This is a genomic window from Kitasatospora sp. NPDC048715, from assembly GCF_043198905.1.
GTDB lineage: Bacteria > Actinomycetota > Actinomycetes > Streptomycetales > Streptomycetaceae > Kitasatospora > Kitasatospora lactacystinica.
The window spans coordinates 114,925-141,588 of sequence record NZ_JBICVH010000007.1; the positions used below are offsets into that span (position 1 = coordinate 114,925).

20 protein-coding genes, 1 pseudogene and 1 riboswitch are annotated in these 26,664 nt (G+C 74.6%); of the genes and pseudogenes, 7 read left to right on the top strand and 14 right to left on the bottom strand.

Features of this window, described 5'->3' with window-relative positions; genetic code table 11:
* Positions 1 to 166 precede the first annotated feature (166 nt).
* Both ACGFSC_RS15620 and ACGFSC_RS15625 read right to left on the bottom strand, forming a co-directional pair.
* Entirely contained in the window at positions 167 to 949 is a 783-nt protein-coding gene (locus ACGFSC_RS15620; RefSeq protein ID WP_359904284.1) for an ABC transporter ATP-binding protein, read from the bottom strand.
* 27 nt (positions 950 to 976) lie between these two features.
* A complete protein-coding gene (locus ACGFSC_RS15625; RefSeq protein ID WP_359904287.1) occupies positions 977 to 2,002 on the bottom strand; it encodes an ABC transporter substrate-binding protein in 1,026 nt (341 codons plus the stop codon).
* 107 nt (positions 2,003 to 2,109) lie between these two features.
* Between ACGFSC_RS15625 and fhuB the strand changes: the two genes are divergently transcribed.
* The 6 genes and pseudogenes from fhuB to ACGFSC_RS15655 all read left to right on the top strand — a co-directional run bounded on the left by fhuB (position 2,110) and on the right by ACGFSC_RS15655 (position 7,660).
* Positions 2,110 to 4,287, top strand: a complete 2,178-nt coding sequence (gene fhuB / locus ACGFSC_RS15630; protein WP_359904290.1) for a Fe(3+)-hydroxamate ABC transporter permease FhuB — start codon at positions 2,110 to 2,112, stop codon at positions 4,285 to 4,287.
* 10 nt (positions 4,288 to 4,297) lie between these two features.
* Positions 4,298 to 5,431, top strand: a pseudogene (gene fes, locus ACGFSC_RS15635) (enterochelin esterase); the annotation flags it as partial.
* A gap of 67 nt (positions 5,432 to 5,498) precedes the next feature.
* Positions 5,499 to 6,314, top strand: a complete 816-nt coding sequence (locus tag ACGFSC_RS15640) for a helix-turn-helix transcriptional regulator (protein ID WP_359904296.1) — start codon at positions 5,499 to 5,501, stop codon at positions 6,312 to 6,314.
* Positions 6,311 to 6,496 carry a DUF397 domain-containing protein gene (locus ACGFSC_RS15645; RefSeq protein WP_359904298.1) on the top strand — a complete coding sequence of 62 codons (186 nt, stop codon included), beginning with the start codon at positions 6,311 to 6,313 and terminating at the stop codon, positions 6,494 to 6,496. The genes ACGFSC_RS15640 and ACGFSC_RS15645 overlap by 4 nt, the downstream gene beginning before the upstream one ends.
* On the top strand, positions 6,493 to 6,690 hold the full coding sequence (locus ACGFSC_RS15650; RefSeq protein WP_359904301.1) for a DUF397 domain-containing protein: 198 nt from the start codon (positions 6,493 to 6,495) through the stop codon (positions 6,688 to 6,690). Before ACGFSC_RS15645 ends, ACGFSC_RS15650 begins: the two co-directional genes overlap by 4 nt.
* 33 nt (positions 6,691 to 6,723) lie before the next feature.
* Positions 6,724 to 6,791: riboswitch (guanidine-III (ykkC-III) riboswitch) on the top strand.
* Between the two features lie 11 nt (positions 6,792 to 6,802).
* Complete coding sequence (locus ACGFSC_RS15655; protein WP_359904303.1) at positions 6,803 to 7,660, top strand: MBL fold metallo-hydrolase; 858 nt, start codon at positions 6,803 to 6,805, stop codon at positions 7,658 to 7,660.
* Between the two features lie 22 nt (positions 7,661 to 7,682).
* Here the strand turns inward: ACGFSC_RS15655 and ACGFSC_RS15660 are convergent, their stop codons facing one another.
* From ACGFSC_RS15660 to ACGFSC_RS15675, 4 genes are all read right to left on the bottom strand, one after another.
* A complete protein-coding gene (locus ACGFSC_RS15660; protein WP_359904305.1) occupies positions 7,683 to 8,231 on the bottom strand; it encodes a Uma2 family endonuclease in 549 nt (182 codons plus the stop codon).
* A 70-nt stretch (positions 8,232 to 8,301) separates the two neighbouring features.
* Positions 8,302 to 9,705 carry a DHA2 family efflux MFS transporter permease subunit gene (locus tag ACGFSC_RS15665; protein WP_392863468.1) on the bottom strand — a complete coding sequence of 468 codons (1,404 nt, stop codon included), beginning with the start codon at positions 9,703 to 9,705 and terminating at the stop codon, positions 8,302 to 8,304.
* Positions 9,702 to 9,887, bottom strand: coding sequence for an MbtH family protein (locus ACGFSC_RS15670; protein ID WP_359904308.1), 186 nt, complete (start codon positions 9,885 to 9,887; stop codon positions 9,702 to 9,704). The genes ACGFSC_RS15665 and ACGFSC_RS15670 overlap by 4 nt, the downstream gene beginning before the upstream one ends.
* Positions 9,884 to 17,236 carry an amino acid adenylation domain-containing protein gene (locus ACGFSC_RS15675; RefSeq protein WP_359904311.1) on the bottom strand — a complete coding sequence of 2,451 codons (7,353 nt, stop codon included), beginning with the start codon at positions 17,234 to 17,236 and terminating at the stop codon, positions 9,884 to 9,886. Before ACGFSC_RS15675 ends, ACGFSC_RS15670 begins: the two co-directional genes overlap by 4 nt.
* A 119-nt stretch (positions 17,237 to 17,355) precedes the next feature.
* Between ACGFSC_RS15675 and ACGFSC_RS15680 the strand changes: the two genes are divergently transcribed.
* Complete coding sequence (locus ACGFSC_RS15680) at positions 17,356 to 18,579, top strand: M20 family metallopeptidase (RefSeq protein WP_359904313.1); 1,224 nt, start codon at positions 17,356 to 17,358, stop codon at positions 18,577 to 18,579.
* Positions 18,580 to 18,706: 127 nt separating this feature from the next.
* On the opposite strand, the gene ACGFSC_RS15685 is transcribed toward ACGFSC_RS15680, so the two are convergent.
* The 8 genes from ACGFSC_RS15685 to ACGFSC_RS15720 form a co-directional block, all read right to left on the bottom strand.
* Positions 18,707 to 19,558 (bottom strand): AMP-binding protein, encoded by an 852-nt coding sequence (locus tag ACGFSC_RS15685; protein WP_359904421.1) that lies wholly within the window; start codon positions 19,556 to 19,558, stop codon positions 18,707 to 18,709.
* A 14-nt stretch (positions 19,559 to 19,572) separates the two neighbouring features.
* Positions 19,573 to 19,806: a phosphopantetheine-binding protein gene (locus ACGFSC_RS15690; RefSeq protein ID WP_380348422.1), complete on the bottom strand. Its 234-nt coding sequence runs from the start codon at positions 19,804 to 19,806 to the stop codon at positions 19,573 to 19,575.
* Positions 19,803 to 20,537 carry an isochorismatase family protein gene (locus tag ACGFSC_RS15695; RefSeq protein ID WP_359904316.1) on the bottom strand — a complete coding sequence of 245 codons (735 nt, stop codon included), beginning with the start codon at positions 20,535 to 20,537 and terminating at the stop codon, positions 19,803 to 19,805. The genes ACGFSC_RS15690 and ACGFSC_RS15695 overlap by 4 nt, the downstream gene beginning before the upstream one ends.
* A 70-nt stretch (positions 20,538 to 20,607) precedes the next feature.
* Positions 20,608 to 22,287, bottom strand: coding sequence for a (2,3-dihydroxybenzoyl)adenylate synthase (locus tag ACGFSC_RS15700; protein WP_392863470.1), 1,680 nt, complete (start codon positions 22,285 to 22,287; stop codon positions 20,608 to 20,610).
* A complete protein-coding gene (dhbC, locus tag ACGFSC_RS15705) occupies positions 22,284 to 23,495 on the bottom strand; it encodes an isochorismate synthase DhbC (RefSeq protein WP_392863518.1) in 1,212 nt (403 codons plus the stop codon). Before dhbC ends, ACGFSC_RS15700 begins: the two co-directional genes overlap by 4 nt.
* A 157-nt stretch (positions 23,496 to 23,652) precedes the next feature.
* Positions 23,653 to 24,435 carry a 2,3-dihydro-2,3-dihydroxybenzoate dehydrogenase gene (locus tag ACGFSC_RS15710; protein WP_359904319.1) on the bottom strand — a complete coding sequence of 261 codons (783 nt, stop codon included), beginning with the start codon at positions 24,433 to 24,435 and terminating at the stop codon, positions 23,653 to 23,655.
* 288 nt (positions 24,436 to 24,723) lie between these two features.
* Positions 24,724 to 25,365, bottom strand: coding sequence for a GNAT family N-acetyltransferase (locus ACGFSC_RS15715; protein ID WP_359904322.1), 642 nt, complete (start codon positions 25,363 to 25,365; stop codon positions 24,724 to 24,726).
* The gene (locus ACGFSC_RS15720) at positions 25,259 to 26,488 is read right to left on the bottom strand and encodes a CapA family protein (RefSeq protein ID WP_359904325.1); all 1,230 of its coding nucleotides are present in this window, start codon (positions 26,486 to 26,488) and stop codon (positions 25,259 to 25,261) included. Before ACGFSC_RS15720 ends, ACGFSC_RS15715 begins: the two co-directional genes overlap by 107 nt.
* Between the last annotated feature and the right edge of the window lie 176 nt (positions 26,489 to 26,664).

Below are 26,664 nucleotides of genomic sequence, written 5' to 3' on the forward strand. Positions count from 1 at the left end.
AACGTAGCGAGGCCCACTGACAACGCGACGGGCGGGGTGAACTCGGGCCGTGACATGCAAAGTTCAAACCACTCGAACGAGTGATCGAGGAGGCGAAAAAAGCGGGGCGACTGCTCGAAAGCAGCCGCCCCGCCCGTCCCTCCGCCCCGCCCGCCCCTCCACCCCGTCAGACCGACGGCGCCCGGGGCACGATCACCGGCGCACCGTCGCCCGGCGCCGCGAGCACATGGCTGTCGATGTCGTACAGCGCCCGCACCAGCGGCGCGTCCACCACCTCGCGCGGCGGCCCGCAGGCCACCACCTCGCCGTCCCGCAGCGCGACCAGCAGGTCCGCGTAGCGGGCGGCCGCCGCGAGGTCGTGCAGCACCATGACCACCGTCCGCCCGCCCGCCGCGACCCGGCGGACCAGCTCCAGCACCTCCACCGCGTGCCCGAGGTCGAGCGCGCTGGTCGGCTCGTCGAGCAGCACCACCGGGGTGTCCTGGGCGAGCACCATGGCGAGCCAGCAGCGCTGGCGCTGGCCGCCGGAGAGCCGGTCGAGGCGACGGTCGGCGAGGTCCTCCACACCGGTGGCGCGCAGGGCCTCGGCGGTCAGCCGCTCGTCCTCCGCCGACCACTGGCGGAACAGCCCCTGGTGCGGATGGCGGCCGTAGCGGACCAGCCCGGCGACGGTCACCGCCTCCGGGGCCTGCGGACTCTGCGGCAGCAGCGCGACCCGGTGGGCGGCCTGGCGCGGGCGCAGCCGCCACACGTCCTCGCCGCCGACCAGGACCCGCCCGCCGTCCGGGCGGTGCAGCCTCGCGACGGACCGCAGCAGGGTGGACTTCCCGCAGCCGTTCGGGCCGACCACCGCCACCACCCGTCCGGCCGGGACGGTGAGGTCGACGCCGCCGAGCACCGGGCGCCCCGGCCCGTAGCCGGCGCTGAGCCCTTGGATGGTCAACTCCATGGCAGCTCCCCCTGGTTCGACGTGCGCTCAGTTGCCGCCGAGTGCCTTGGCGAAGTCGCCGATGACGACGTCGGCGGCGAGCGGGCCGCCCCGGGTGGACCAGACCGAGCCGTCCACGGTGACGGCGTGGTTGTTCTTCACCGCGCCCAGCTCCTGGTAGGCGGGCTTGGACTGGACGTCCTTGAGCGCGGCCTTGCCGTCGTCGGTCAGGGTGGACAGGAACAGCCAGTCGCCGTCGATCTCGTTGAGCTTCTCCAGGCTGAGCGCCGGGCTGTGCGCGTTGCCGTCCTTGTCCTGCGCGGCCGGGCGGGTCAGGCCCATGTCCAGGGCGACGCCGCCGGCGAACTGCTTCTTCTCCATCCAGCTCGGGCCGGTGGGGTTCCAGCGCACGATGGAGACGGCGGCACCCTTGTTCTTGGTGAGCTCGGCGCCCGCCTTGGCGGCCTTGGCATCGTAGTCGCCGATCACCTTGTTGGCCTGGTCGAGCTTGTTGACGGCGTTGCCGATGCCGCGGAAGGCGAGCTTCCAGTCGTCCGTGGGCGCCATGGTGACCAGCGTGGCGGGGGTGATCTCGCGCAGCTGCTTGAGCACCTGCTCGTCCTGCATGTCGCCGGCCAGGATCAGGTCGGGCTTGGCGGCGATCACCTTGTCCATCACGGGCTGGAGCAGGTTCCCGACCACCGGGATCCCCTGCACCTTGTCCTTGAGGTACGCGGGCGGCTCGGCCAGTCCCTGGCCGTTGGTGATGCCGACCGGCTTGACGCCCAGGGCGAGCACCGCGTCCAGGTCCTCCTGGGTGAGGGTGACGATCCGCTTGGGCTCGGCGGGGACCTCGACGGCCTTGCCGGTGGCGTCCTTGACGGTCCGCTTGCCGCCGCTCCCGCCGCCTGCCGCGTCCGCCGCCGGGGACGCGGCCGCGGAGGAGCCCGAGGACGAGGAGGAGGAGCCGGAGGAGCCGCAGCCGGTGAGCAGGAGCGCGGCCGCCCCGGAGACGGCCAGCGCCTGGGCCGCACGGCGGCGGACGGGGCTGAGCGGGCGACGGGCGAACGGCATGGGTGCCTCCGGGCAACGGTGGTACGGAAGTTGAGCGGCGTCCGAGAAGTTCGACGGGACGGGGGTGCCCCACGGGACGAGCTCGGCCATTAGGTTAGCCTTACCTTATGACATTCTCGCAAGCCGGCGTCCGCGCGGCGCCCCCCGCCACCGCGCCGGATTCGCCGCCACCGGGCCGGCGGAGCCGTCGGCCCGAGGGTGCCCGCCCCACCTGGCCGGCCGTCACGGCGGCGGCGGTCCTCCTGCTCGCCCTCGCCGCGCTCTCGCTGTCGGTCGGCGCCGGCGAGGTCGGCCCCGGGCGGGTGCTGGACTACCTGCTGAACCACGACGGCGCCCGCGCCGACGGCCGACTCGCCCTCGTCGTCGGCGACCTGCGGCTGCCGCGCACCCTCACCGCCCTGCTCGTCGGCGCCGCACTCGGCGTCGCCGGGGCACAACTGCAGTCCGTCACCCGCAACCCGCTGGCCGAGACCGGCCTGCTCGGCGTCAACGCCGGCGCCTCGCTGGGCGTCGTGCTCGGCATCGCCGTGCTCGGCGTGCAGACCTCCTTCGGCTACCTCGCCTTCGCCTTCGGCGGCGCGGTGCTCGCCAGCACCGTGGTGCTGCTGGTCGCCAGCAGCCGGGGCGGCGGATCGCCGATGCGGCTGGTGCTCGCCGGCTCCGCCGTCGCGGCGATCTTCCGCGGACTCACCGACGTGCTGATCGTCAACTCCCCCGAGGCGTACGAGCGGTACCGGGTGTGGGTACTCGGATCGCTGGCCGGGGTGGAAGGCTGGACCACCCTGCGCCAGCTCGCCCCGGTGCTCGGTGCTGGGTTCCTGCTCGCCGCCCTCACCACCCGTCCGCTGACCGCGCTCTCCCTCGGCGACGACCTCGCCCGCGGCCTCGGCCACCGACCCGGCGCCACCCGGGCCGCCGTCGCCGTCGCCGTCACCCTGCTGACCGCCTCGGCGGTCGCGCTGGCCGGGCCGATCGCCTTCCTCGGGCTGCTCTCCGGCTTCCTCGCCCGCACCGTCGCCGGCCCCCGGATCGGCCGACTCACCCTGCTCGCCGCGCTGTTCGGCGCCACCGTACTGACCGGCGCGGACGTGCTCGCCCGGGTGGTGGCCCGACCCTTCGAGGCGCCGGTCTCGGTGATCGTCGCGCTGATCGGCGCCCCGGCCCTGATCGCGATCGTCCGCTCCCGGCACTCCGCCGCCCTGGCCATGGCCGACCCCGCCGAGTCCACGCCGGCCGCGCGACGCGGCGAACCGGCGCCGCCCAAGCCGGACTTGACCCTGCGGCACGGAACATGGTCGCTGCTGCTGCCGCGCCGGGCACTGCTGGCCTCGCTCGGCCTGGCCGCCGCCCTGCTGGCCGCCGTCGTGGTCTCGGCGCACGCCGGACAGAGCGAACTCGACCTCGCCCGCACCTTCCAGGCCGTGTTCGGCTACGGCGACCGGCTGGACGTCCTGCTGGTGCAGAAGTTCCGGCTCGGCCGGATCGTCGCCGGACTCGCCGCCGGCGCCGCCCTCGGCCTGGCCGGCTGCCTCACCCAGACCCTCGCCCGCAACCGCCTGGCCACCCCCGAACTCCTCGGCGTCAACGACGGCGCGACCGCCGCCGTACTCATCTCCGCCAGCACCGCGGGCACCTTCGGCGCCTGGTGGGCCGGACCGCTCGGCGCACTGGTCGCCGTCCTGGTCGTCACCCTGGCCTCCGGCGGACTCGGCGCGCGCGGCTACCGGATCCTGGTGGTCGGGCTCGCCATGTCGGCGCTCGCCTCCGCCGTCATCCAGGTCGCGATGGCCCGGCGCTCGCTCAACTCGGCCGGATCGCTGTACATCTGGACCAACGGCAGCCTCAACGGACGCGACCTCGCCGTCGCCACGCCCGTCCTGATCGGACTCGCGGCACTGGTGCCGGTCGCGCTCGCGGTGGCCCGGCGACTGGCGGTGCTGCGCTTCGACGACAGCGTCGCCTCCGCACTCGGCGTCGACCCGGGCCGGGTCCGACTCGCCTGCCTGCTGCTGGCCGTCGCCCTGGCCGGGCTCGCGGTCGGCGTCTGCGGGCCGGTCGGCTTCGTGGCCCTGGCCGCGCCGGTGATCGCCGGACGGCTGGCCGGGCCCGCACGGGTGCCCGTGCTCGGCTCCGCCCTCACCGGCGCCCTGCTCGTCGTGCTCGCCGACACACTGGGCCGAGTGCTGTTCGCCGGGGTGGAGATCCCCGTCGGCATCGTCACCACCGTCCTCGGCGGTCCCTTCCTGCTCTGGGTGCTGCTCGGCCGCAAGGGCAGCCCCGCCTAAGCCTTTTGGAGTCACTGCTGTGGAAACCCCGCTCGTCGCCCTCTGCCCCGACGACCCCGCCTACCGCCTGGTCACCTTCACCCATCACGACGGCGACTGCGACGGCGTGCTCGCGCTGCTGCACACCGTCACCGACAAGGACCGCCACGCCGGGGACCTGACGCCACATCTGATGAAGCGTCGGGACGACGGCGGGTGGTCGATCACCTACCGGCTGCGCGAGGACCACCGCGCCTCGTACCAGCTGTACCCGTTCCACGGCGAGGCCCCCGGCACCACCCGGCCCGACTGGCTGCGCGTCCTCGACCAGGCCCGCCCCGACCCGTACGACACCGAGCCCCGGCTGCCCGCCCGCGACGGCCGCCACCCCGCCTCGGTGCTCAGCCTGCCCGCCGCCCCCACGCAGCCGTACGTGGCGCGGCGCGAAGGCGTGCCGCGCGGACGGACGCTCGCCCACACGGTGGCCGGCCGGCGGGTCGACGTCCACCTCCCCGCCGGCCACCGGGCGGACTGCGGCCCGTACCCGGTCGCGGTACTACTGGACGGCGAGATGTGGGGCGAGGTGCTCTCCGTCGGCGACACCCTCGACAACCTGACGGCCGACCGCGCCATCCCGCCCACCGTCACCCTGCTGGTGCACACCATGGGGCCGGAGCGCCCGGACGACCTGAGCTGCAACCCGGCCTTCATCGACCTCCTCGCCGACCGCCTGCTGCCCTGGGCCGCAACGGAGTTCGGCGCGAGCGGCGACCCGGCCGCCACCGTGATCGCCGGCCAGAGCGCGGGCGGCCTCACCGCCGCCTACGCCGCCTACCGCCGCCCGGAACGCTTCGGCAACGCGCTCTCCCAGTCCGGCTCCTTCTGGTGGCCCGACGAGACCGAGTTCGACGCGGGCAGCGAATGGCTGACCCGGCGCCTCGCCGCCGAGGAACGACGGCAGGCCCGCTTCTGGATCGAGGTCGGGCTCCAGGAGTGGATGCTCCTCGCCCAGAACCGCCACCTGCGCGACGTCCTCACGGCCCGCGGCTACGACCTCGCCTACCGCGAGTTCAACGGCGGCCACGACTACGCGTGCTGGCGCGGGGGCCTGGCCGACGGGCTCGCGCACCTGCTCGGGTCATCCGAGGGGATGGTTTCGGGCTGATTCGCATACCTCCAGGCCATCGGGCGTCTAGCGTCGAACTTCGCACCGATCGGCCTGGAGGTATCCCGTGAACGCGCCCTCGTCCGCCACACCGCCGCCGATGTCGTGGAAGTACTGCGGCAATCAGATCAAGCTGTGGCGGACACGCGCGGGTGTCAGCCGCGAGGACCTGGCCACCGAGGCCGGGTACGGCATCGAGAGCCTGCGGTCGATGGAGGCGGGGCGGCGGAAGCCGTCCGTACATCTGTTGCAGGTGGCGGACGACATGTGCGACGCGAAGGGCATCCTGGTGGCGGGGGCACAGTTCCTGGTGCCGGAGAAGTATCCGCAGTTCGCAGAGGAGTACATCCGGAACGAGGAAGAAGCGCTGGTCATCAACTGGTATGAGAACCAGCTCGTTCCCGGCCTGCTTCAGACCGAAGCGACGGCCAGAACCATCATCGATGGTCGTTGGCCCCCACTTGACGACGAGACCGTCGCTGCGCGGGTGGCCGCCCGTCTCGAACGTCGAGGGTTGCTGAACATTCAGACCAAGGCGTTCAACTTCGTGATCGAAGAGGCCGTCCTGCGCCGTCGCCTCAGCACGGAAGAAGCCCACACCGAGCAGCTGCGGCACCTCGTAACGGTCGGCAAGCAACGCAACGTCGTCATCCAGGTCGTTCCCTCGAAGGGTTTCCATCCTGGCTTGGAAGGACAGCTCATCCTCCTCGACCTGCCCGAACACCAGCGAATCGCCTATGAGGAGGGCCAGGCTGGCGGGCGGCTGTACTCGGACATCGACAAGGTACAGCTCCTGAGCCAACGCCATGAAAGGATCCTCCGACAGGCTCTCACTCCGGAGAAGTCGGCCGGGTTCATCAACAAGCTGGTGGAGGATCAGTGAATCGCGAGTTGGTCTGGTTCAAGTCCAGTCACAGCGGGAGCGAGGGTGGCGCCTGCGTCGAGGTCGCTTCCACTCCGGGCACCGTCCGCGTCCGCGATTCCAAGGACAAGACCGGACCTCAGCTCACCTTCACGACCGAGGCTTGGGCCGACTTCATCGGCAAGCTCGCGGAGGAACTATGAGCGCTGAACCGGCCTGGTTCAAGTCCAGCCACAGCAACACCGAGGGCGGCGCCTGCGTCGAGATCGCCCTCGCCCCGGGCACCGTCCGCGTCCGGGACTCCAAGGACAAGACCGGACCTCAGCTCACCTTCACCGCCGAGGCCTGGGCCGACTTCGTGCAGCTCGCCCGAGACGTCACTCCTCTGGACCGCTGAAGCCGCCGCCAAGGCCCCCGTGCTAGCGTCCCCGGGGCGGTGCAGCGGCGCCGGCCCCGGACGAGACGTGCGCCGTACCCGGCCTGCCAAGACGACGCACTGTGGAGGCGTCATGGCCGCTGCCGGTGCACCGATCGCCCGTCCGCTGGACGTGCAGTGGATCCACGGTTCCCCGTCCGCCAAGCACAACACGGACCCGGACATCCAGGTCCACGAGTACGACGAGCACACCGTCATCCTGCGGCAGAACAAGGCGATCAACTACGAGGCCCCGTTCCTGTTCCTGCTCTTCGGGGCGGAGCGGGCGGTGCTGATCGACACCGGGGCGACGGCCGAGGCCGCGTACTTCCCGCTGCGCGCGACGGTCGACGGGCTGGTGGAGGCGTGGCTCGCCCGCAATCCCCGGGACGGCTACGGGCTGCTGGTGCTGCACACCCACCCGCACGGCGACCACGTCGCGGGCGACGGCCAGTTCGCCGACCGGCCCGCGACCACCCTGGTCGGTGCCGATCTGCCCACCGCCTGGCCGTACTTCGGCTTCGACCGGGACGAGGAGGCCGTGGCCCTGGTCGACCTGGGCGGCGGGCGGGTGCTGAAGTGCCTGGCCACGCCGGGGCACCACGAGGCGGCCGTCACGTACTACGACCCCTGGACGGGCTTCCTGCTCACCGGAGACACCGTCTACCCGGGGCGGCTGTACATCGACGACTGGCCGGCCTTCCGACGGACCGTCGAGCGGCTGGTGGCGTTCGCCGGGAGCCACCCGGTGACGCACGTGCTCGGCTGCCACATCGAGATGACCCGCGACCCGGGCGTCGACTACCCGATCCGCACCACCCACCAGCCCGACGAGCCCCCGCTCCAGCTCACCCCCGCCCACCTGGACCGCATCCGGGCGGCCGTCGCCGAACTCGGCGACCGGCCGCGCCGGTACCCGCTGGACGACCTGATCCTCTGGCCGAACGAGTGAACTCCCCGGGCCCCGCGGCCGATCAGTCCCGGTAGGGCACCAGCCGGGTCAGGTCCAGCTCGAAGTCGAAGGGCGCGGGGATGCGGAGCTTCTCGCCGAACTCCCGTTCCGTCCGGGTGTGGTAGCGGTCGCGGTTGGGTTCGGAGAACAGGGTCACCGTCTTCTGCCGGGGGTCCACGATCAGGTAGAGCGGGAAGCCCATCCGCGGGTAGTCGCGGACCTTCCCGCTCCAGTCGTTGTCGGGGTTGGACGGCGAGGCGATCTCGACCGCGATCAGCGCCAGGTCGGCGGGGATCTCGCGGCCCAGCTCGATGATGTCCTCGGGCAGGTAGGTGAGGTCCGGGTTGCGGACGGAACCGACCTCCGGCGAGGAGAGGTCGCTGTTCCCCGTCGGGAAGTAGCCGGGAGGACAGTGTGCCTCGAACTGGCGCTGGACGATCGCCAGGTTGAGCTGGTGAATCGATGACGGTGACGTCTGCATGACGATGATGTCACCGGACAGCTCGACCTTGTAGCCGTCCGGCAGGCTACGACGGGCCTCTTCGAGCAGACGGTAGTGCTGAGGGTTCATGGGCTCTCCTCCGGTGCTCCGACCACCGTAGGGCAGTCGGAGCACCGGAGGACCACGAACCGCACCGGCGTCATTCCTCCGGCGGCGGGCCCGGGGCCTCGGCGGGGAGGCGGGCGGCCAGCAGGGTGCCGGCGGCGACCAGGGCGGCTGTCAGTAGGAGGGCGAGGCGGTACGGCCCGACACCCGTGCCGTCGCCGAGCGCACCGATCAGCGCGGCGGTGGCCGCGATGCCCAGCGCCCCGCCGAGGGTGCGCAGGATGGTGAACAGGCCCATCGCGCGGCCCATGGCGGGCGGCGGGACGTCGGCGAAGCCGGCGATCTGGACGGTGAGGACGGCGGTGCCCAGGATCAGGCCGACGCAGAACATCAACACCCGTACGGCCCACGGGTTCTCGGCGAAACCGAGGGAGGCGAGGACGACCGCCGCCAGCAGCAGGCCCGGCAGGGCGAGCCGGCGCGGACCGAGCCGGGGCAGCAGGCGGTCGACCACCTGGGAGGCGGCCATCAGGCCGATCGCCTCCGGGAAGACGCTCAGCCCGGCGTCCAGGGCGGTGGCGCCGCGCGCCGCCTGGTAGAGCAGCGGCAGCACGAACAGCGCGCCCATCAGCCCGGCCGAGGTCAGCAGGGCGAGCCAGCTCGCCGCGCCGAAGGTGCGGTCGGCGAGCAGCCGCAGGTCCACCAGAGCTTCGGGGGCCCGGAGTTGGTGCCGTACGGCCGCCCCCAGCAGGGCCAGGCCGAGCAGTCCGCCGAGGGCCACGCCCGGGGAGGTCCAGCCGTGCGCCGGGCCGAAGCCGAGGGCGTAGGTCAGCAGGCCGAGGCCGGGCGTGGCGAGCAGGAAGCCGGTGGTGTCGAAGCGGACGGCCGGGGGCTCCTGTTCGTCGCGCAGGCCGACCAGCCCGAGGAGCACGGCGGCGACCCCGATCGGCACGTTGACCAGGAACAGCCAGTGCCAGGAGAGGTGTTCGGTGAGGAGGCCGCCGAGCGGCGGCCCGAGGGCGGGCATCAGCGCGGTCGGGACGATCAGGATGCGGCCCAGGCCCGCCCGCTCGTGCGGGGCGAAGGCCCGGAACAGCAGCGTCATCCCGACCGGGGTGAGCAGCCCGCCGGCCACGCCCTGGACGGCCCGGGCCGCCGACAGCGCGCCCAGGCCGGGTGCCGCCGCGCAGAGCGCGGAGGCGAGCGTGAAGGCGGCGAGCGCGCCGAGGAAGACCCGCTTGACGCCGTACCGGTCGCCGAGCCAGCCGGCCACCGGCAGGCCGAGGGCGAGGCCGACCAGGAAGGCGGTCTCCACGGCGTTGGCCGCCGAGACGGGCCGGCCGAAGTCCTCGGCGATGCTGAACAGCGCCGGGTTGACGATCGTCGAGTCCAGGCCGTTCATGCACATCGCGGCCGTGTAGACGACCACCACCGCGCCGCGCCCCGCGAGCAGGGGGCGCGCCGGGGCCTCGGCGCCGGGGGTGGCGGGAGGGGTCACAGGGTGGTCCAGTTCGCGGTGATCCACTCCAGGGCGGCCGGGCGCTCGCAGGGGCCGTGGGCGATGCTCCAGCCGGCCGGTACGGCGGCGAAGGCGGGCCACAGGGAGTGCTGTCCCTCGGGGTTGACGAGCGCGAGGAACTCGCCGTCGGCGTCGAAGGGGTTGGCGGGGGCGTCACTCATCGGTGGTCTTCTCCATCGTCGGTCTTCTTCGGGAGGTCGGCGAGGTGGTCGGCGATCACGCTCGCGATGTGCGCGATCGGGGCGGGCAGGGTCATGTCCTTGTGGGAGCAGGCCACGTTCGTGTTGGCGATCCGGCCGGACACGTACGGCTCCCAGAGCTCGGGCACCAGGGTGTCGTCGATGGTGTCGACGGTGGCGCGGAAGAACAGCACGTCGCCGTCGAAGCGGCGGTGGTCGTAGCCGCGCACCAGGTGGTTGGTGTTGAGGTAGATCTCGTTCAGCGCGGCCACGGTGGCCTCGTCGAGCCCGGCGAGCGGGCTGCCCTCGCGGCGCAACAGCTCGGTGACGGGGCCGAGTTCGAGCGGACGTCCGTCGAGGTCCTCCGGCCCGAAGCCGCCCATGGTGAGCAGCGCCTCCAGCGCCTCGGCCTGGTCCGGGACGGGCAGCTCGCGGAAGCCCTCGGCGGGGTAGGCGTCCAGGATCGCGAGCAGTTCCACGTCCTGGCCGAGTTCCTGGAGGCGGACGGCCACCGCGTGCGCGATGATCCCGCCGGTGGACCAGCCGAGCAGCCGGTACGGGCCCTCGGGCTGGACCTCGCGCAGCCGGTCGGCGTAGTGCGCGGCCAGCTCCTCCAGGGTGCCGGGCAGCGGCTCGGCAGCGGTGGCGGCGCCGACGCCCTGGGCCTGGAGGCCGTAGATCGGCACCTCGCCGGGCAGGTTGCGGATCAGTCCGGTGTAGCACCAGCTGAGGCCGCCGGCCGGGTGGACGGCGAACAGCGGGCGCTGCCGGCCGGGGGCGACGGGCCGCAGCGGGAGCAGCACGTCCAGGGCGTCGGTGTCCGGTGCGCCCGCCGCGAGGGCGGCGTCCAGGGCGGCCACGGTGGGCGCCTGGAACAGGGCGCCGATGCCGACCTCCAGTCCGAGCACCTCGCGGATCCGCCCGGCGAGGCGCACGACCAGCAGCGAGTGCCCGCCGAGCGCGAAGAAGTCGTCCTCGACGCCGACCGAGGCCACGCCCAGCACCTCGGCGAACAGTTCGCACAGCTGCTGCTCGCGCGGGGTGCGCGGCGGGCGGCCGGCGCCCGCGGCGGGGGCCTCGGGGGCGGGCAGGGCGCGGCGGTCGAGCTTGCCGTTGGCGGTCAGCGGGAGGCGGTCGAGCAGGACGACGGCGGAGGGCACCATGTGGACGGGCAGTTCGGCGGCGGCGTGGGCGCGCAGCTCGTCCGGGGCGGCGCCGTCGGCCACCGCGTAGCCGACCAGCCGCTTGTCCCCCGGCACGTCCTCCCGGACCACCACGGCGGCGTCGGCGACGGCCGGGTGCGCGGCCAGCACGGCCTCGATCTCGCCGAGTTCGATCCGGAAGCCGCGCAGCTTGACCTGCTGGTCGGCGCGGCCGAAGTACTCCAGCACGCCGTCGGCGCGGCGCCGGGCGAGGTCCCCGGAGCGGTACATCCTGGTGCCGCGCTCGCCGAACAGCTCGGCGTACGGGTCGGCGACGAAGCGGGTCGCGGTCAGCTCGGGGCGGCCGAGGTAGCCGCGGGCCAGGCCCGCCCCGGCCACGTACATCTCACCCGTGACGCCGGGCGGGACGGGCTGGAGGTGCTGGTCGAGGACGTAGACCCGGAGGTCGGGGATGTTGACGCCGATGGTGCTGCTGCTCCCGGCGGCGGCGCTCGCCCGGTCGAGGGCGATGTACGAGACGTGCACGGTGGTCTCGGTGATGCCGTACATGTTGACCAGCACGGGGGCGTCCTCGGCGTGCCGGTCGTACCAGTCGTCCAGTCGGGCGAGTTCGAGCGCCTCGCCGCCGAACACCACGTAGCGCAGGGCGAGTTCGCTGCCGGGACGGTCCCGGTCGGCGGCACTGAGCTGGTAGAAGGCGGACGGCGTCTGGTTGAGCACGGTGACCCGTTCGCGGGCGAGCAGTTCCAGGAAGGCCGCCGGGTCCCGGCTGACCAGGTGCGGGACGACGACCAGCCGGCCGCCGTGCAGCAGGGCGCCCCACAGCTCCCAGACCGAGAAGTCGAAGGCGTAGGAGTGGAACAGCGTCCACACGTCCTCGGCTCCGAAGCCGAACCAGTGGTCGGTGGCGCCGAACAGCCGGACCACGTTGCGGTGGGTGACGGGCACGCCCTTGGGCCGGCCGGTGGAGCCGGAGGTGTAGATGACGTAGGCGGTGTCCTCGGCCCGCAGCGGGCGGGTGCGCTCGTGCTGGGCCAGCGGGACGGCCGGGTGGCGCTCGGACTCCGGTCCGTCGACCAGGAGTTGGCGCACCTCGTGGGCGGGCAGCCGGGGCGCGGTGGCCCGGTCGGTGAGCAGGGCGGCGGGGGTGGCGTCGGCCAGCATGTAGGCGAGCCGTTCGGCCGGGTAGTCGGGGTCGAGCGGCAGGTACGCGGCGCCGGACTTGGCCACCGCCAGCAGGGCGACGACCAGTTCGAGCGAGCGCGGCAGGGCGAGCGCGACGATGGTGCCGGGGCCGATGCCCTCGGCGGCCAGCAGCCGGGCCAGCCGGTCGGCGCGGGCCCCGAGTTCGGTGTAGTCGAGCTGCTCGCCCTGGTAACCGACCGCGACGGCGCGCGGGTTGGCGGCGGCGGCCGCCTCGAACAGTTCGGGCAGGGTGGCGTCCGAAGCCGTCTCCACCGACGGGCCGTTCCACTCGACCAGGGCGCGCCGCCGCTCCTCCTCGCCGATCAGCGGCAGCCGGCCGATCGGGGTGTCGGGGGCGCTCGCGGCAGCGGTGAGCAGCCTGGTCAGGCGCTCCGTGAGCGCGGCCGCGGTGGCGGCGTCGAAGAGGTCGGTGCGGTACTCCAGGAAGCCGCCGATGCCGCCGCCTGGCAGTTCGCCGGCGTTGAGGGTGAGGTCGAACTTGGCCGTACCGCTGGGGATCGCGGCGATGTCGGCGGTGAGGCCGCCGCCCAGGGCGATCCGCTCGTCCGGGCGGCTCTGCCAGGCGAGCATCACCTGGAACAGCGGGTGGCGGGCGAGCAAGCGGGCCGGGTTGAGCTCCTCGACCAGCCGGTCGAAGGGCAGTTCGGCGTTCTCGTGCGCGGCGAGCACGGTGGCGCGGACCCGGGCGAGCAGCTCCCGGAAGGTGGGGTCGCCGGACGTGTCGGTGCGCAGCACCAGCGAGTTGACGAAGTAGCCGACCAGTGCGGCGGTCCGCTCGTCCTCGCGGCCGGCCACCGGGGTGCCGACCGGGACGTCCGTGCCGGCGCCGTGCCGGGTGAGCAGGGCGGCGAGACCGGCCTGGACGGCCATGAAGACGGTGCTGCCGGCGGCCCGGGCGAGCCCGGCCAGGGCGCTGTGCGCCTCGGCGCCGAGCGCGAAGGGAACGGTGGCACCCCGGTGGCCCGCCACGGCCGGGCGGGGGCGGTCGAGGGGCAGCTCCAGCTGGTCGGGCAGTCCGGCGAGCGCGGCACGCCAGTGCTCCGCCTGCCGGACGGCGAGCGCGCTGGGCGCCTCGGTGGTGCCGATCCGCTCCCGCTGCCAGGCCGCGTGGTCGGCGTACTGGACGGTGAGCCGCGGCAGTTCGGGGTCCAGTCCGGCGATCCTGGCGGTGTAGGCGGCAGCCAGGTCGCGCAGCAGCGGGGTGGTGGAGGCGCCGTCGCCCGCGATGTGGTGGAGCAGCAGGAGCAGGGTGTGCCGCTCCTCGCCGCCGGTGGGCGGGGTGGATCCGCCGGCCGCGGCGGGCCCGGTGAACAGTGTGGCGCGCAGCGGGGGTTCGGCGGTCAGGTCGAAGGCGTACCGGACGGCCTCGGCCAAGTCGCCGGTGCCGTCGTGCAGTTCGATGCCAGCGGCGGGCAGGATGCGCTGGTACGGGCTGCCGTCCGCCTCCTCCCCGTAGACGGTGCGCAGGACTTCGTGCCGGGCGACGAGGTCGCCGAGGGCGAGGGTGAGGGCGTGCCGGTCGAGCGGGCCGGTGAGGGTGAGCGCCAGCGGGATGTTGTAGGTCGGGCTGGGGCCTTCGAGTCGGTGCAGGAACCAGAGGCCGCGCTGGGCGGGCGAGAGCGGCATCCGCTCGGTGCGCGGCACGGGCACCGGGACGGAACGCCGCTGCTCGGGCTCCGCGGCCGGGCCGGCCGCCCCGCCGAGCAGGGCCGCGAGGCCGGCCGGGGTCGACTGCCGGAACACGTCGGCGAACCCGACCGGGGCGGCGAAGGTGTCGCGCAGCCGGGCGGCCAGGCGGCCGGCGAGCAGCGAGTGGCCGCCGAGGTCGAAGAAGGAGGCGTCCCGGCCGGGCGCCTGCGGCAGACCGAGGACCTCGGCGAACAGGCCGCAGACCAGTTCCTCCTGGGGCGTGGCCGCCGCCGTGCCCTCGGTGGTGACGGCCGGCTCGGGCAGGGCGCGGTGGTCGAGCTTGTCGTGGGCGGTGCGCGGCAGTTCGTCCAGCAGCAGGACGGCCGCCGGGACCATGTGCGCGGGCAGCCGGGCGGCGAGCGCGGCGCGCAGCCCGTCCGGGTCGGGCCTGCTGCCGCTCTCCGGAACCGCGTAGCCGAGCAGCCGCTTGCCCTGCGGTCCGGGGCGGGCGATCACCACGGCCTGGGCGACGCCGGGCAGTTCGGCGAGGACGGCGGCGATCTCGCCGGGTTCGATCCGGAAGCCGCGGATCTTCACCTGGTCGTCGGCCCGGCCGAGGAACTCCAGGGTTCCGTCGGTGCGGCGCCGGGCGAGGTCGCCGGTGCGGTACATCCGGCCGCCGGGCGGGCCGAACGGGTCGGCGAGGAAGCGTTCGGCGGTGAGGTCGGGGCGGCCGAGGTAGCCGCGGGCCAGGCAGGCCCCGGCCACGTACAGCTCGCCGGTGACGCCGTCGGGGGCGGGGCGCAGCGAGCCGTCCAGGACGTAGGCGCGCGAGCCGCGCACCACCCGGCCGCGCGGGGCGCCGTCCGGGCCCGGGGTCCAGGCGTAGGCGTCGACGGTGGTCTCGGTCGGGCCGTAGAGGTCGACCGGGTGCAGGCCGGGGACGGCGGTCAGGCGCTGCCAGAGGGCGGGCGGGGTGGCCTCGCCGCCGACCACGAGGACGGACGGGCGGTGCCGTCCCTCGTCCAGGATGCCTTCGGCGAGCAGGACTTCGAGGTAGGAGGGGGTGAGGTCGAGGTAGTCGATGCGCTCCCGGTCGAGGTGGGCGGCGAGCGCGGCCGGGTCGCGGTAGGTGGCGTCGTCCAGCAGGTGGAGCTCGTGGCCGTGGACCATCCAGAGCACCGGGTCCCAGGAGGCGTCGAAGGCGAAGGAGGCGCTGTGGGCGACGCGCAGCCGGTCCCGGCCGGTGCGGCGCACGGCGGGGGCGATGTGGTCCTCGCCGAGGCCGGCGTGCAGGTTGGCCAGCGAGGCGTGGGTGACCACCACGCCCTTGGGGCGGCCGGTGGAGCCCGAGGTGTGCAGGACGTAGGCGGGCTGGTCGAGTCGCGGGGCGGGCAGGGCAGGCACGGGCTCGCGGTCGAACCCGGGCTCACCGCTGGGCCCGGCGTCGGCCGCTTCCGGACGGACGGTGGGCAGGCCGGCGGGCAGGTCGAGCCCGGCGAGGGCCTCGGCGGTGGCGACCGCGCAGACCGGGCGGGCGTCGGCCAGGACGGCGGCCAGGCGCTGCGCGGGGTGGGCGAGGTCGAGGGAGACGCAGGCGCCGCCCGCCTTGAGGACGGCGAGCATCGCGACCAGGGTGTCGGTGCCGCGCGGCAGGGCGATCGCGACCGGCGCCCCGGCCCGGACGCCCAGGGCGGTCAGGCGGTGGGCGAGCCGGTCGGCGGCGGCGTCGAGCTGCCGGTAGGTCAGCGCGCTCGAACCGAAGCGGACGGCGACGGCGTCCGGGGTGCGGGCGGCCCGGGCGGCGAACAGCTCGGGCACGGTCCGCTCGGCCGGGGGCTCGGTGCGGCCCTCGGTGGCGCGGCGCAGGCCGTCCGGGTCGAGCAGGTCGATCCGGGCGATCGGCGTCCGCGGGTCGGTGAGCAGCAGCTCGGCGAGGGCGTCGAGGTAGCGCAGCAGGCCGTCGCGGTGGGCGGCGAGCGAGGCGGGCCCGTAGCGGGCCGGGTCGGCGTCGATGACCAGGCGCAGCGCGCCGTCCGGGCCGGGCGAGACGTTCAGGGCGAGGTCGTCCACCGGGCCGGCGGCGAGGTTGCGGACGGTGCCGGGCAGACCGGCCAGGTCGAGGTCGCTCTCGAAGGCCTTGATGTTGACCATCGGGCCGAACAGGGCGCGGCGGTCGCCGGTGCGGCCGAGGTCGCGGCGCAGTTCCTCCAGGGGGTAGCGCTGGTGGCGGCGGACGGCGCGCAGCTCGCGGACCACGGCGCGCAGCAGCGCCTCGGCGCTGCCGGCGGGGCGCACGGCAAGGCGCAGCGGGAGCACGTTGGCGGCGGCCACGGGGGTGCGCAGGGCGGCCGGACCGCGCCGGTTGGCGAGCGGCAGGCCGAGGACCACGTCCTGGGCGCCGGTCAGGCGGTGGAGGTATCCGGCGGCGGCGGCGAGGAGCAGTTCGGCCCAGGTGGCGCGGACGGCGTCGGCGGCGCGCTCCAGGCGGTCGCGGGTGCCGGCGGGCAGGTCGGCGGTGAGGCGGACCGCCTCGCCGGGCACGGCGTCCCGGTCGGCGGCGGCGGGTTCGGGGGTTCCCGGGAGGGCGGCCGGGGTGTCGGCGGCGGCGGGTTCGGGGCTTCCCGGGAGGGCGGCCGGGGTGCCGGCGCCGGCGGGTTCGGGGCTTCCCGGGAGGGCGGCCGGGGTGCCGGCGCCGGCCATCCGGGCGGACCAGTGGGCGCGGTCGGCCTCGTACTGCGCGCTCCCGCGGTACGCGGCCTCCTCGGCGGCGGCCTCGGCGAGTCCGGCGAAGGGGTTCGGGGCGGGTTCGGCTCCGGTGACGCGGGCGGCGTAGAGGGCGGCGATCCGCTCGCCGAGGAGGGTCAACGCGTAGGCGTCGACGGCGAGGTGGTGGATGCGGCGGTACCAGATCCGGCGGTCCTCGGCGAGGCGGATCAGCGCGTGGGTGAACAGCGGGCCCTCGGCGAGGTCGGCCGGGCGGGCGAGGTCGGCGCGCATCCAGGCCTCGGCCTCGGCGGCCGGGTCGGCGGCGGCCCGCAGGTCGAGGCGGTGCAGCGGCCAGCGGCGGCCGGGGCGCAGCCGCTGGCGCGGCGTGCCGTCCGGGCCGGTGACGACGACGGCGCTCAGCGCCTGGGCCTCGTCCACCGCCTGCCGCAGCGCCTGTTCGAACCGGTCCTCGTCGAGCGGGCCGGTGATCTCGACCGCGTCGCCGGTGTTGTAGACCGGGCTCGCGGGGTCGAGGGCCTGGGCGTACCAGATCGCGGCCTGGGCGGCGAGCAGGGGGACGTCGGCGGTCTGGCTGTCGGCGATCTGGGTTTCGACGGCAGGCATGGGGTGGAGAGCTCCTCGGGGATCCGGAACGCCTTACTTAGGTTAGCCTAATCTAACTTCATATGATCTGGTCAACGGCCCCGCACGGACGGGCCCCTGACAACCCGGAGACGCCACCCATGCCCCTGACCGAGCCGCCGACCACTCCCCCCGCCGAGGCCAAGCAGGACAAGCAGGCCGTGCGCGACCGCGTCCACGCCCACCGGGCCGAGCTGCTCGCACTCAGCCGCCGCATCCACGCCCACCCCGAGACCGCCTTCGAGGAGCACCTCGCGGCCGACTGGTGCGCCGAACTGCTGCGCGCACACGGCTACTCGGTCACCGCACCCGCCCACGGCCTGGCCACCGCGTTCGACGCGCGCCTCGGCAGCGGACCGGTCACCGTCGCGCTGGTCTGCGAGTACGACGCGCTGCCCGAACTCGGCCACGCCTGCGGGCACAACCTGATCGCCGCCGCCGGGATCGGCGCCGCGCTCGGGCTCGCCCCGCACGCGGACCGGCTCGGGCTCACCGTCCGGGTGATCGGCGCTCCGGCCGAGGAGCGCGGGGCCGGCAAGGCGCTGCTGCTGGAGGCCGGGGCGTTCGACGGGGTGGACGCCGCGATGATGGTCCACCCCTGCCCCGTCGAGATCGCCGACTTCCGCTCCTTCGCGCTCGGCACGCTGTCCGTCCGCTACACCGGGCGGGCCGCCCACCCGAGCCTCGACCCCCACCGGGGGCGCAACGCCGCCGACGCGCTCACCGTCGCCCAGGTCGCGATCGGGCTGCTGCGCCAGCAACTCCCGCCGCAGTGGCGGGTGCACGGCATCACCACGGCGGCCGGGACGGCGCCGAACCTGATCCCGGACAGCGCGAGCGCCGAGTACGAGATCCGGGCCTCGGCGGCGGAGGACCTCGCCGAGCTGCGCTCCCGGGTCGAGGACTGCTTCCGCGCCGGGGCGCTCGCCACCGGCTGCGAGGTGGAACTGACCCGACCCGAGCCGGACTACCTGGACATGCGCTCCGACGCCCGGCTGCTGGCCCTGTGGCGGGCCAACGCGGCGGCGCTCGGCCGGCCGGAACCGGTCGAGAGCGGACCCTTCGCCTGTACGGACATGGGGAACGTGTCGCACGCGGTGCCGTCCATCCATCCGGTGCTGGACATCACCGGCGGCGCCTGCGCCCCGCACGAGGCGGCCTTCGCCGAGGCGGCGCTGGGCGTGGAGGCGGAGCGGGCGGTGCTGGACGGCGCGGTGGCGATGGCGTGGACGGCGGTGGACCTGGCGGTGGACCAGACAGGGGACCTGGCGGTGGACCAGGCAGCGCGTCCGGCGGCCGAGGCCGCGGCGGGTGGGGTGCGCTGACCGACGGGGGGCGACCGACAACTTTCAGCGAACAGATGATGAAATCTGTCATCTGAACTCTGTTCGCTGAAAGTTGTCACCCGAAGTCCGTCCGCGTCCGCACCCCGTAGCGCCCGGCCGCCCGCCCTCACCCGCCGAGCAGCACCCCCGGCGCCACCCGCACCGCCGTCACGCCCAGCTTCCGCACCAGCTCCCCGACCTCGCCCTCCTGCCACGGGTCGGCGAGCACCACGGCGGCACCCGTCCGCAGCGGCCACAGGTACTCCCAGAGCGGCAGGCCCAGGTGGAGCACCCGGTCGCCCGGCCCGAGCGGGTGCTCGGCCTGGAGCTCGCGCACCCGGCGGTCCGCCTCGGCATGGGTGAGCCGCACGGCGGTCGGGCGCCCGCCCGGGCCGTACCCGACGCAGAGCAGGTGGTGCGGGGTCAGCGCCCTGGGCGGGTCGGTGGGCAGCTCGCCGTCCGTCTCCAGCCCGGCCAACGCCCCCGGCACCCCCTCCCCCAGCACGCAGACCGGCGCGTTCTCCGCCAGCAGCCGCTCCCGCCGCCCGGGCGTGTCCGCCGGGTCCAGCGGGAGGTACGCCGCGCCCGACTTCGCCACCGCCAGCAGCGCCGTCAGCAGTTCCGCCGGACGCCGGAGGCCCGCCAGACCGACCACCGCGCCCGGGCGGGCCCCGCGAGCGGCCAGGGCGCGCGCCAGCCGGTTGGCCGCGGCGTTCAACTCCCGGTAGCTGACGGTCTCCCCGTCCGCGAGCACCAGCGCCGGCGCGTCCGGCGTCCGGGCCGCCTGCGCCTCGACCGGACCCACCGCGGTGGTCGCCGGGTACCGCACCGTACGGCGGGGCAGTGCGGGCAGCTCGGGCGCCGCCGACAGCACCGCCTCGCGGACCGCACCCGGGGCCGCGCCGCGGACCGCCTCGCGCACCCCCGCCGCCGTCACCTCCGCCGCCGTCACGCCCGCCGCCGCCATGTCCGGCGCCATCACCTCCGGCACCATCACGCCGCGCCCAGCAGCTCGGCCCAGGCCTCGATCGCCGGCCGCTCCGCGAGCTGGACGAACGCCACCTCGGCGCCCGCCTCCTGCCAGCGCCCGGCCAGGGTCATCAGCCGGATGGAGTCCAGCCCCCAGTCGACCAGGTTCTCGTCCAGCGGGATCTCCGCCGGGTCCTCGCCGAGCAGATCGGCGACCTCGGCCCGGATCCGCTCCACCGTGAAGCCCACGCCCGTCACTTCCCGCTCACCCCTTCGAGTTCCGCAACAACCGCGACACCAGTGACACCAGCGACGCCCGCGACACCCTGGACATCCGAAACGCCCGGGGCGGCCGGAGCCAGCGCCCCTAGCACGGCCGTCGCCGTGGTGACCGTCCCGCAGCGCCCGGCCACCCAGGCCAGCGCGTCGCGGTGCTCCGCCGGGCCGAAGTCGGCGACCGCGTCGGCCACCACGAAGGCCTGCACGTCCCGCATCCAGGCGTCGCACGCGGTGGCCTGCACGCCGATGTGCGCGTACACGCCGGTGATCACCAGCTGGTCCCGCCCCTGCTCGCGCAGCAGCTGCTCCAGCTCGGTGCGCACGAAGGCGCTGTACTTCCACTTGGTGAGCACCGTGTCCACCGGCTCCGGGGCCACGGCCTCGGCGATCGCGGTGGCCCGCGGGTCGTCCGGGATGCCCGGGCCCCAGAAGTCCTGCTGCAGCCCGCGCTCGGCCGGGCTCTGCCCGCCGAGCTGCGCCGAGTACACGACGGGGACACCGGCGGCGCGCGCCGCACCTGCCAACGCCGAGACGTTGTGCAGGAGTTCGGGCACCGGCGCGGCCTCGGCGTCGAAGGCGTCCAGGAAGTGGTTCTGCAGGTCGTGCACCAGCAGCACGGCGCGCGCCGGGTCCACCGTCCAGGAGACCCGGTTGGCGGGCAGCTCCTCGGCGGCGGGCATGGGATAGCGGGGAATGCGGGGCAGGCCCACGGTGGTGTTCCTTAGCTAGACGTGGCGGTGTGGGGGGTCAACGGGCGGTCGGCGGCCGATCCGCGGGCGCTCAGCGGCTGGTCAGCGAAGCCGCGATCGCGGCGCGCAGGTCCTTCTTGCTGACCTTCCCGATCCCGGTGGCCGGGAAGGCGGCGACGAACTCGACCCGGTCCGGCACCTTGTACTCGGCGAGCCCGCGCTGCCGCACGAACCTCTTCAACTCGACGCTCTTGGGTGGGTTCTCACGGTGCGAGGCACGCAGCACCACGTAGGCGCAGGTGCGCTCGCCCAGGTACGGGTCGGGCATCGACACCACCGCCGCGTCGTGCACCGCGGGGTGCGCGAGCAGGTGGTTCTCGATCTCCTCGGCGGCGACCTTCTCGCCGCCCCGGTTGATCTGGTCCTTGGCCCGGCCCTCGACCACCAGGTGGCCGGTCGGGGTGCGCCGGACCAGGTCCCCGGTGCGGTAGAACCCGTCCGCGGTGAAGGAGGCGGCGTTGTGCTCGGGCGCGTTCCAGTAGCCGCGGATGGTGTACGGCCCGCGGGTGAGCAGGTGGCCGGTGGCGCCGTCGGACAGGTCCCGGTCCTGGTCGTCCACCACCCGGACCTCGTCGTCCGGCGAGATCGGCCGGCCCTGGGTGGTGGTGATCAGCTCCTCCGGGTCGTCCAGCCGGGTGTAGTTGACCAGTCCCTCGGCCATCCCGAACACCTGCTGGAGCGTGCAGCCCAGCACCGGCCGCACCCTCCGGGCGGCCTCCTCGCTGAACTTGGCGCCGCCGACCAGCAGTACCTCCAGGCTCTCGTACCCGCGGGCGCCGCGCTCGGCGGCGTCCAGCCAGAGCAGTGCGAGCGGCGGCACCAGCCCGGTGATGGTCACGCCCTCGCGCTCGATCAGCGGGAAGGCCGTCTCCGGGGCGGGCTGCGGGCAGAGCACCACCCGGCCGCCGGCGTACAGCGTCCCGAGCGAACCCGGCGAGCTGAGCGGGAAGTTGTGTGCGGCGGGCAGCACGCACAGGTACACGCTGTCCCGGTCCTGCCCGCAGAGCTCGACCGAGCCGCGCAGCGAGTAGATGTAGTCGTCGTGGGTGCGCGGGATCAGCTTCGGCACGCCGGTGCTGCCGCCGGAGAGCTGGAGGAAGGCGACGTCCCCGGGCCCGGGCTCCCCGCCGAAGGCCTCCGGTCCGGGACCGTCGCAGGGCACGTCCGCGAGCCGGGCGTGCTCGCCCGGGTCCTCGCCGGCCACCAGCACCAGCCGAAGCGCGGGGTTCTCCGCCCCTACCCGGGTGGCGAGTTCGCGGTAGTCGTGACCGCCTTCGACGGCCGGCACCACATAGGCGACCGCCCCGGTGAAGGAGCAGAAGTACCCGATCTCGGCGTACCGGTGGGCGGGCAGCGCGAAGACCGGCAGCGCGCCGATCCGGAACAGCGCGAAGACGACCTCGAAGAACTCGGCGGCGTTGGGCAGTTGGACCACCACCCGGTCCCCGGCCCGGATGCCTCGGGCGAGCAGCCCGGCGGCCATCCGGTCGGCCCGGAGGTCGAGTTCGGCGTACGTCCAGCGCCGCTCGGCGGCCGCCACCGAGTGACCGCCCGGGTCGACGACGGCGATGCGCTCGCCGTGCGCGGCGGCGCGTTCGCGCAGCATCCGCCCGAAGGTCTCGCCGCGCCAGTACCCGGCGTACCGGTAGCGCTCGGCGAACTCGGCGGGGTACGGGGTGAAGCCCGACCGGGCGGTCTCCAGCGGCGTCACCGGGCCACCCCCGCGGCGTCCAGGAAGGTGCGGAACTTGGCGCTGGTCTCGGCGAGTTCGGCCTCCGGCCGGGACTGCTCGACCACGCCCGCGCCGGCGTACACCCGCAGCGCCCGTTCCTGCGCCTCGGCGCAGCGGATGGTGACCACCCACTCGCCGTCGCCGGTCGCGTCCTCCCAGCCGACCATGCCGGTGTAGAGGCCGCGGTCGAAGGGCTCGACCTCGCCGATCACCCGGCGTGCGACGTCGGTCGGCGTGCCGCAGACCGCCGGGGTGGGGTGCAGTGCGCAGGCCAGTTCCAGGGCGGAGACCGCGGGGTCGGCCAGCTCGCCGCGGATCGTGGTGGCCAGGTGCCACATCGCGGCCGTCCGTACCAGAGTGGGCCGTTCGGGAACTTCGAGGGTTCGGCAGTACGGCGCCAGCGCCTCGCGGATGGCGTCCACCACGACGGCGTGCTCGTGCAGGTCCTTGGGCGACTCGAGCAGCGCGGCGGCGCGCCTGACGTCCTCGCCGAGGTCCTCGCTGCGCGGGACCGAGCCGGCCAGCGGGTTGGCCAGCACGGCCGTTCCCCGCCGGGAGAGCAGGAGTTCGGGGCTGGCGCCGATCAGGGTGCGGCCGCCGCCGGACGGGACGGCGAAGGTGTAGCCACCCGGGTCGCGCCGGGCCAGCCGCTGCAGGATGGCGGGCAGGTCGAGCGGCTCGGCGGCGCTCAGCTCCAGCGTCCGGGCCAGTACCACCTTGCTCAACTCCCCTCCGCGCAGGCGCTCGACGGCCGCCGCGACGCCGGCGCCGTACGCCTCCGGCGCGGGCACCGGGGCGATCCGCCAGTCGATCCGCTCGGCCGCCGGCGCGGGCAGCGCGATCAGTGGGTCGTCGCGCAGCGCCCCGGCGGTACGGACCCGGGAGGGCACGGCGAGTTCGACCCGGCTGTCCCGGTCGAACGCCACCGCGCCGACCACCAGCGGCCGTTCGACCCCACCCCGGCCCGCCTCGGCCAGCGTCTCGGCGACCCGCACCGGCAGCGGCCGCCCGTCCTGGGGCACCCGGGCGTGCACGCCGGAGCCGAGCAGGGTGCGGGTCGGCGAGGCGAAGAACGCCTCGTCGGAGCCGGCCCGGTACTGGCCGAGCAGTCCGCTGGCCGCGCCGATGACGGCGTGGTCCGGGCCCTCGGCGAGGGCGGTCGCCGGGTCGTCGGGCCCGGCGGGTATCGGCCCGGCAGGGGCGTGGTGCACCGTGGTCACGGCGGTCTCTCCAGTCTGGGACGGTTCTACGGGGGACGAGGAGGAACGGGAGGGCGGGGAGCAGCGGGAGCGCGGGCGAGGAGGAGGGACGGGCGGGGCACCGATCGGCACCGCCCTGCCCCGCTCAGGCGCGCAGGGTCGCGCCGCCGTCGACGTACAGGTCGTGCATGGTGATGTGCCGCGCCCGGTCGGAGGCCAGGAACACCACCGCCTCCGCGATGTCGGCGGGTGCGGCGATCCGCCCGAGCGGGATGCCGACCCGCCAGGCGCTCAAGTCGCCCTCGATCACCCGGCGTTCGGCCGCCTCGGCGTCCTCGCCCCATAGCGCGCGCTGCATCTCGGTGTCGGTCGAGCCGGGCGACACCACGTTGCACCGCACCCCGGACCGGGCGAGTTCCAGCCCCAGGCAGCGGGTGAACATGGTGGCCGCCGCCTTGGACGCCGCGTAGGCGGCCATCCCGGCCCGCGGCACCCCGGCGGCATTGGACCCGACGGTCACGATCGCCCCGCGCCCGCGGTCCGCCATCCGACGGCCGACGGCACGGCCGGTGTGGAAGACGCCGGTGGTGTTGACCGCGAAGGTGTCCGCCCAGTCCCCGTCGGAGATTTCGACGACCGGTGCGGTGCGCAGGATTCCCGCGACGTTCACCAGCGTGCCGATCGGCCCGAGTTGGCGTTCGATCAACTCCACGGCGTCGTCGACCGCCTGGGCGGCGGACACGTCGAGCACGTACGGACGCACCGTCGGCAGCTCGGCCACCAGGGCGTCGAGCCCGCCGCGGTTGCGGTCCACCGCCGCGACGACGGCTCCCTCGGCCACCAGCGCCCGCACCACGGCCGCGCCGATGCCCTGCCCGGCCCCGGTGACCATCGCCACGGCACCGGCGAATTCGGACTGCTGCTGCACAGGACATCCCCTCCGACCAGCAAGATTAGGCAAGCCTAACCTAACACAGCTGTTCGCCTGCATCGAGAGCCTGTGCGAACGTCAACTCGCTCCCGCTGGTACCGCGGCGGCCTCCCCCACCGCGAACGCGCCCCCGAACACGAGAAAGCCGCCCGTCCCCGGGTTGGGGGCGGGCGGCCTCTGCGTCTGCGGCCTCGATGTCCTACGGTCTCGGCCTCGGCGTCGGCGGCAGTGGCGCTGGTCGTGCCTGTGGTGCTGGTGGACGTGGTCGCAGTGTCCGGCGGGTCCCTACGGCAGGCGGCTCGCGAAGATCAGGTCGAAGCCGTCACAGCCCTCACCGTCGAGGTGTTCCGCGCGGCGCAGGCCGGCGCGCAGGGCGACGCGCCGGGAGGCGAGGTTCTCCGGGCGGACACGGGCGATCAGGGGGAGGTCCGGGGCGTGGGCGGACGCCCAGGCGGCGACGGTGGTGGCGGCCTCGGTCGCCACGCCGCGACCCCAGGCGGCGGGAGCGAGGCGGTAGAAGAGGTTGAGGATCGGCAGACCCGCCAAGGTCATCGGCTTGATGCCGCAGAAGCCCAGTACGGCCGGGGAGTCGTGCTCGCGGACCGTCCAGTAGCCGAAGCCGTGGCGCTCCCGGACCGCGTTCCAGCGGCCGCACAGCTCTTCGGCCTCGGTGCGGGTCGCGAGGGCGTCCGAGGGGTTGTGGACGCAGGTGGCCGGGTCCCGGTGGACGGCGAGGACGGCGTCGATGTCGCCCTCCGCGGGGCGCAGCAGGGAGAGCCGTTCGGTCGTCAGTTCCTCGTGCGTGCCCGACCAGCGCGGGCTAACGCGGGGCGGCGGGGGTGGTGGCCGCCTTCGCGGGACCCGAAGGGGCCTTCGCCGGAGCGGTGGGGGTCGTGGCCGGAGATGTGGGGGTCGTCGGTGCCGCACCGGGGCCGGCCGGGGCCGGGGAGAGGCCGGTGCAGCCGCGCAGGCCGTCGCGGCGCTTGAGGGCGGCCTCGGCGGTGGCGCCGCTGACCGGCTCCGGGATGCCCTTGTCGTCGATGGTGGCCGGGATGAAGGCCTCGCCGGTCACCTTGCCGTCGGCGGTGAGGGTGAGGGTGGTGACACCGGTCTCGTTGGAGTTGGGGTAGTTGGAGGTGCCGTACCAGAGGAAGTTGCCGAAGCCGTAGCCGATGTAGGTGTTGCCGAGCATGCCCGAGCCGACCATGGTGTGCGCGTGGGTGCCGACCACGGCCGTGGCGCCCGCGCCGGCGAGCTTCTTGGCGATGGTGGTCTGCGGACCGGTCGGACAGGCCTTGCCCTCGTCGCCCCAGTGCAGGTAGACGAGCACCACCGGAGCCTGCTGCTTGGCCGTCTCCACCGCCTTGACCAGCGCCGGCACGTCCAGAGCCGAGGCGATGCCCGGCTTGTTGGCGCCGGCCCGCCACTTCTGGTTGGTGAGGTCCTCGACCTGGCTGGCGGCGACCACCGCGACCTTCACCCCGCGCACGGTGGTGACGTACGGGGCGTACGCCTCCTTGGCGTTGCGTCCGAAGCCGACCACCGGGATCGGCGAGGAGTCCTTGGCGGCGAGGGTGTCGGTGAGGCCGTCGGCGCCGAAGTCCACGGCGTGGTTGTTGGCCATCGAGACGACGTCGACGCCCGAGTCCTTGAGCACCGACAGCGCCTTGGGCGAGGTGCGGAAGGTGTACGTCTTCGGCTCCGGGGCGCCGCGCCCGGTGATCGCGGTCTCCAGGTTGAGGACGGACAGGTCGGCGTCGGCGAGGGTGCGGGAGATCGGGCCGAGCGCGGGCTCGGGCGGCTGGACGGCCAGCCGGGCCTCGGTGCGGCCCTCGAAGTGGACGTCCCCGGCGAAGGCGACGGTGATGGTGCCGTCGGGCCGGGGCGGGGCGCTCTTGCCCGGGGCCGTGCCGGAGGGCGAACCGTCCGGCGCCGAGGACGGCGGGACGGGGGCGGCGGAGGCCGGGACCGGTTCGGGGTCGTCCGGCCCGCAGGCGGCGACGGCGGTTATTCCGACGAGCAGCGCGACGGCGGCCGCGACACGGCGCATGAGTGGATCCCCCCGAGGATGATGCAAGAGCGGTCAGCCTACGCCACCGAATCACCACCACCCGGACCCGAGCCCGCAACATTCCAGCCACAAAGGACACCCCCGGGCCGGGCTGCGCATCGACGGTCGGACATCGACCGGCGGACATCGCCGACCGCGCATCAGGGGCCCGGCAT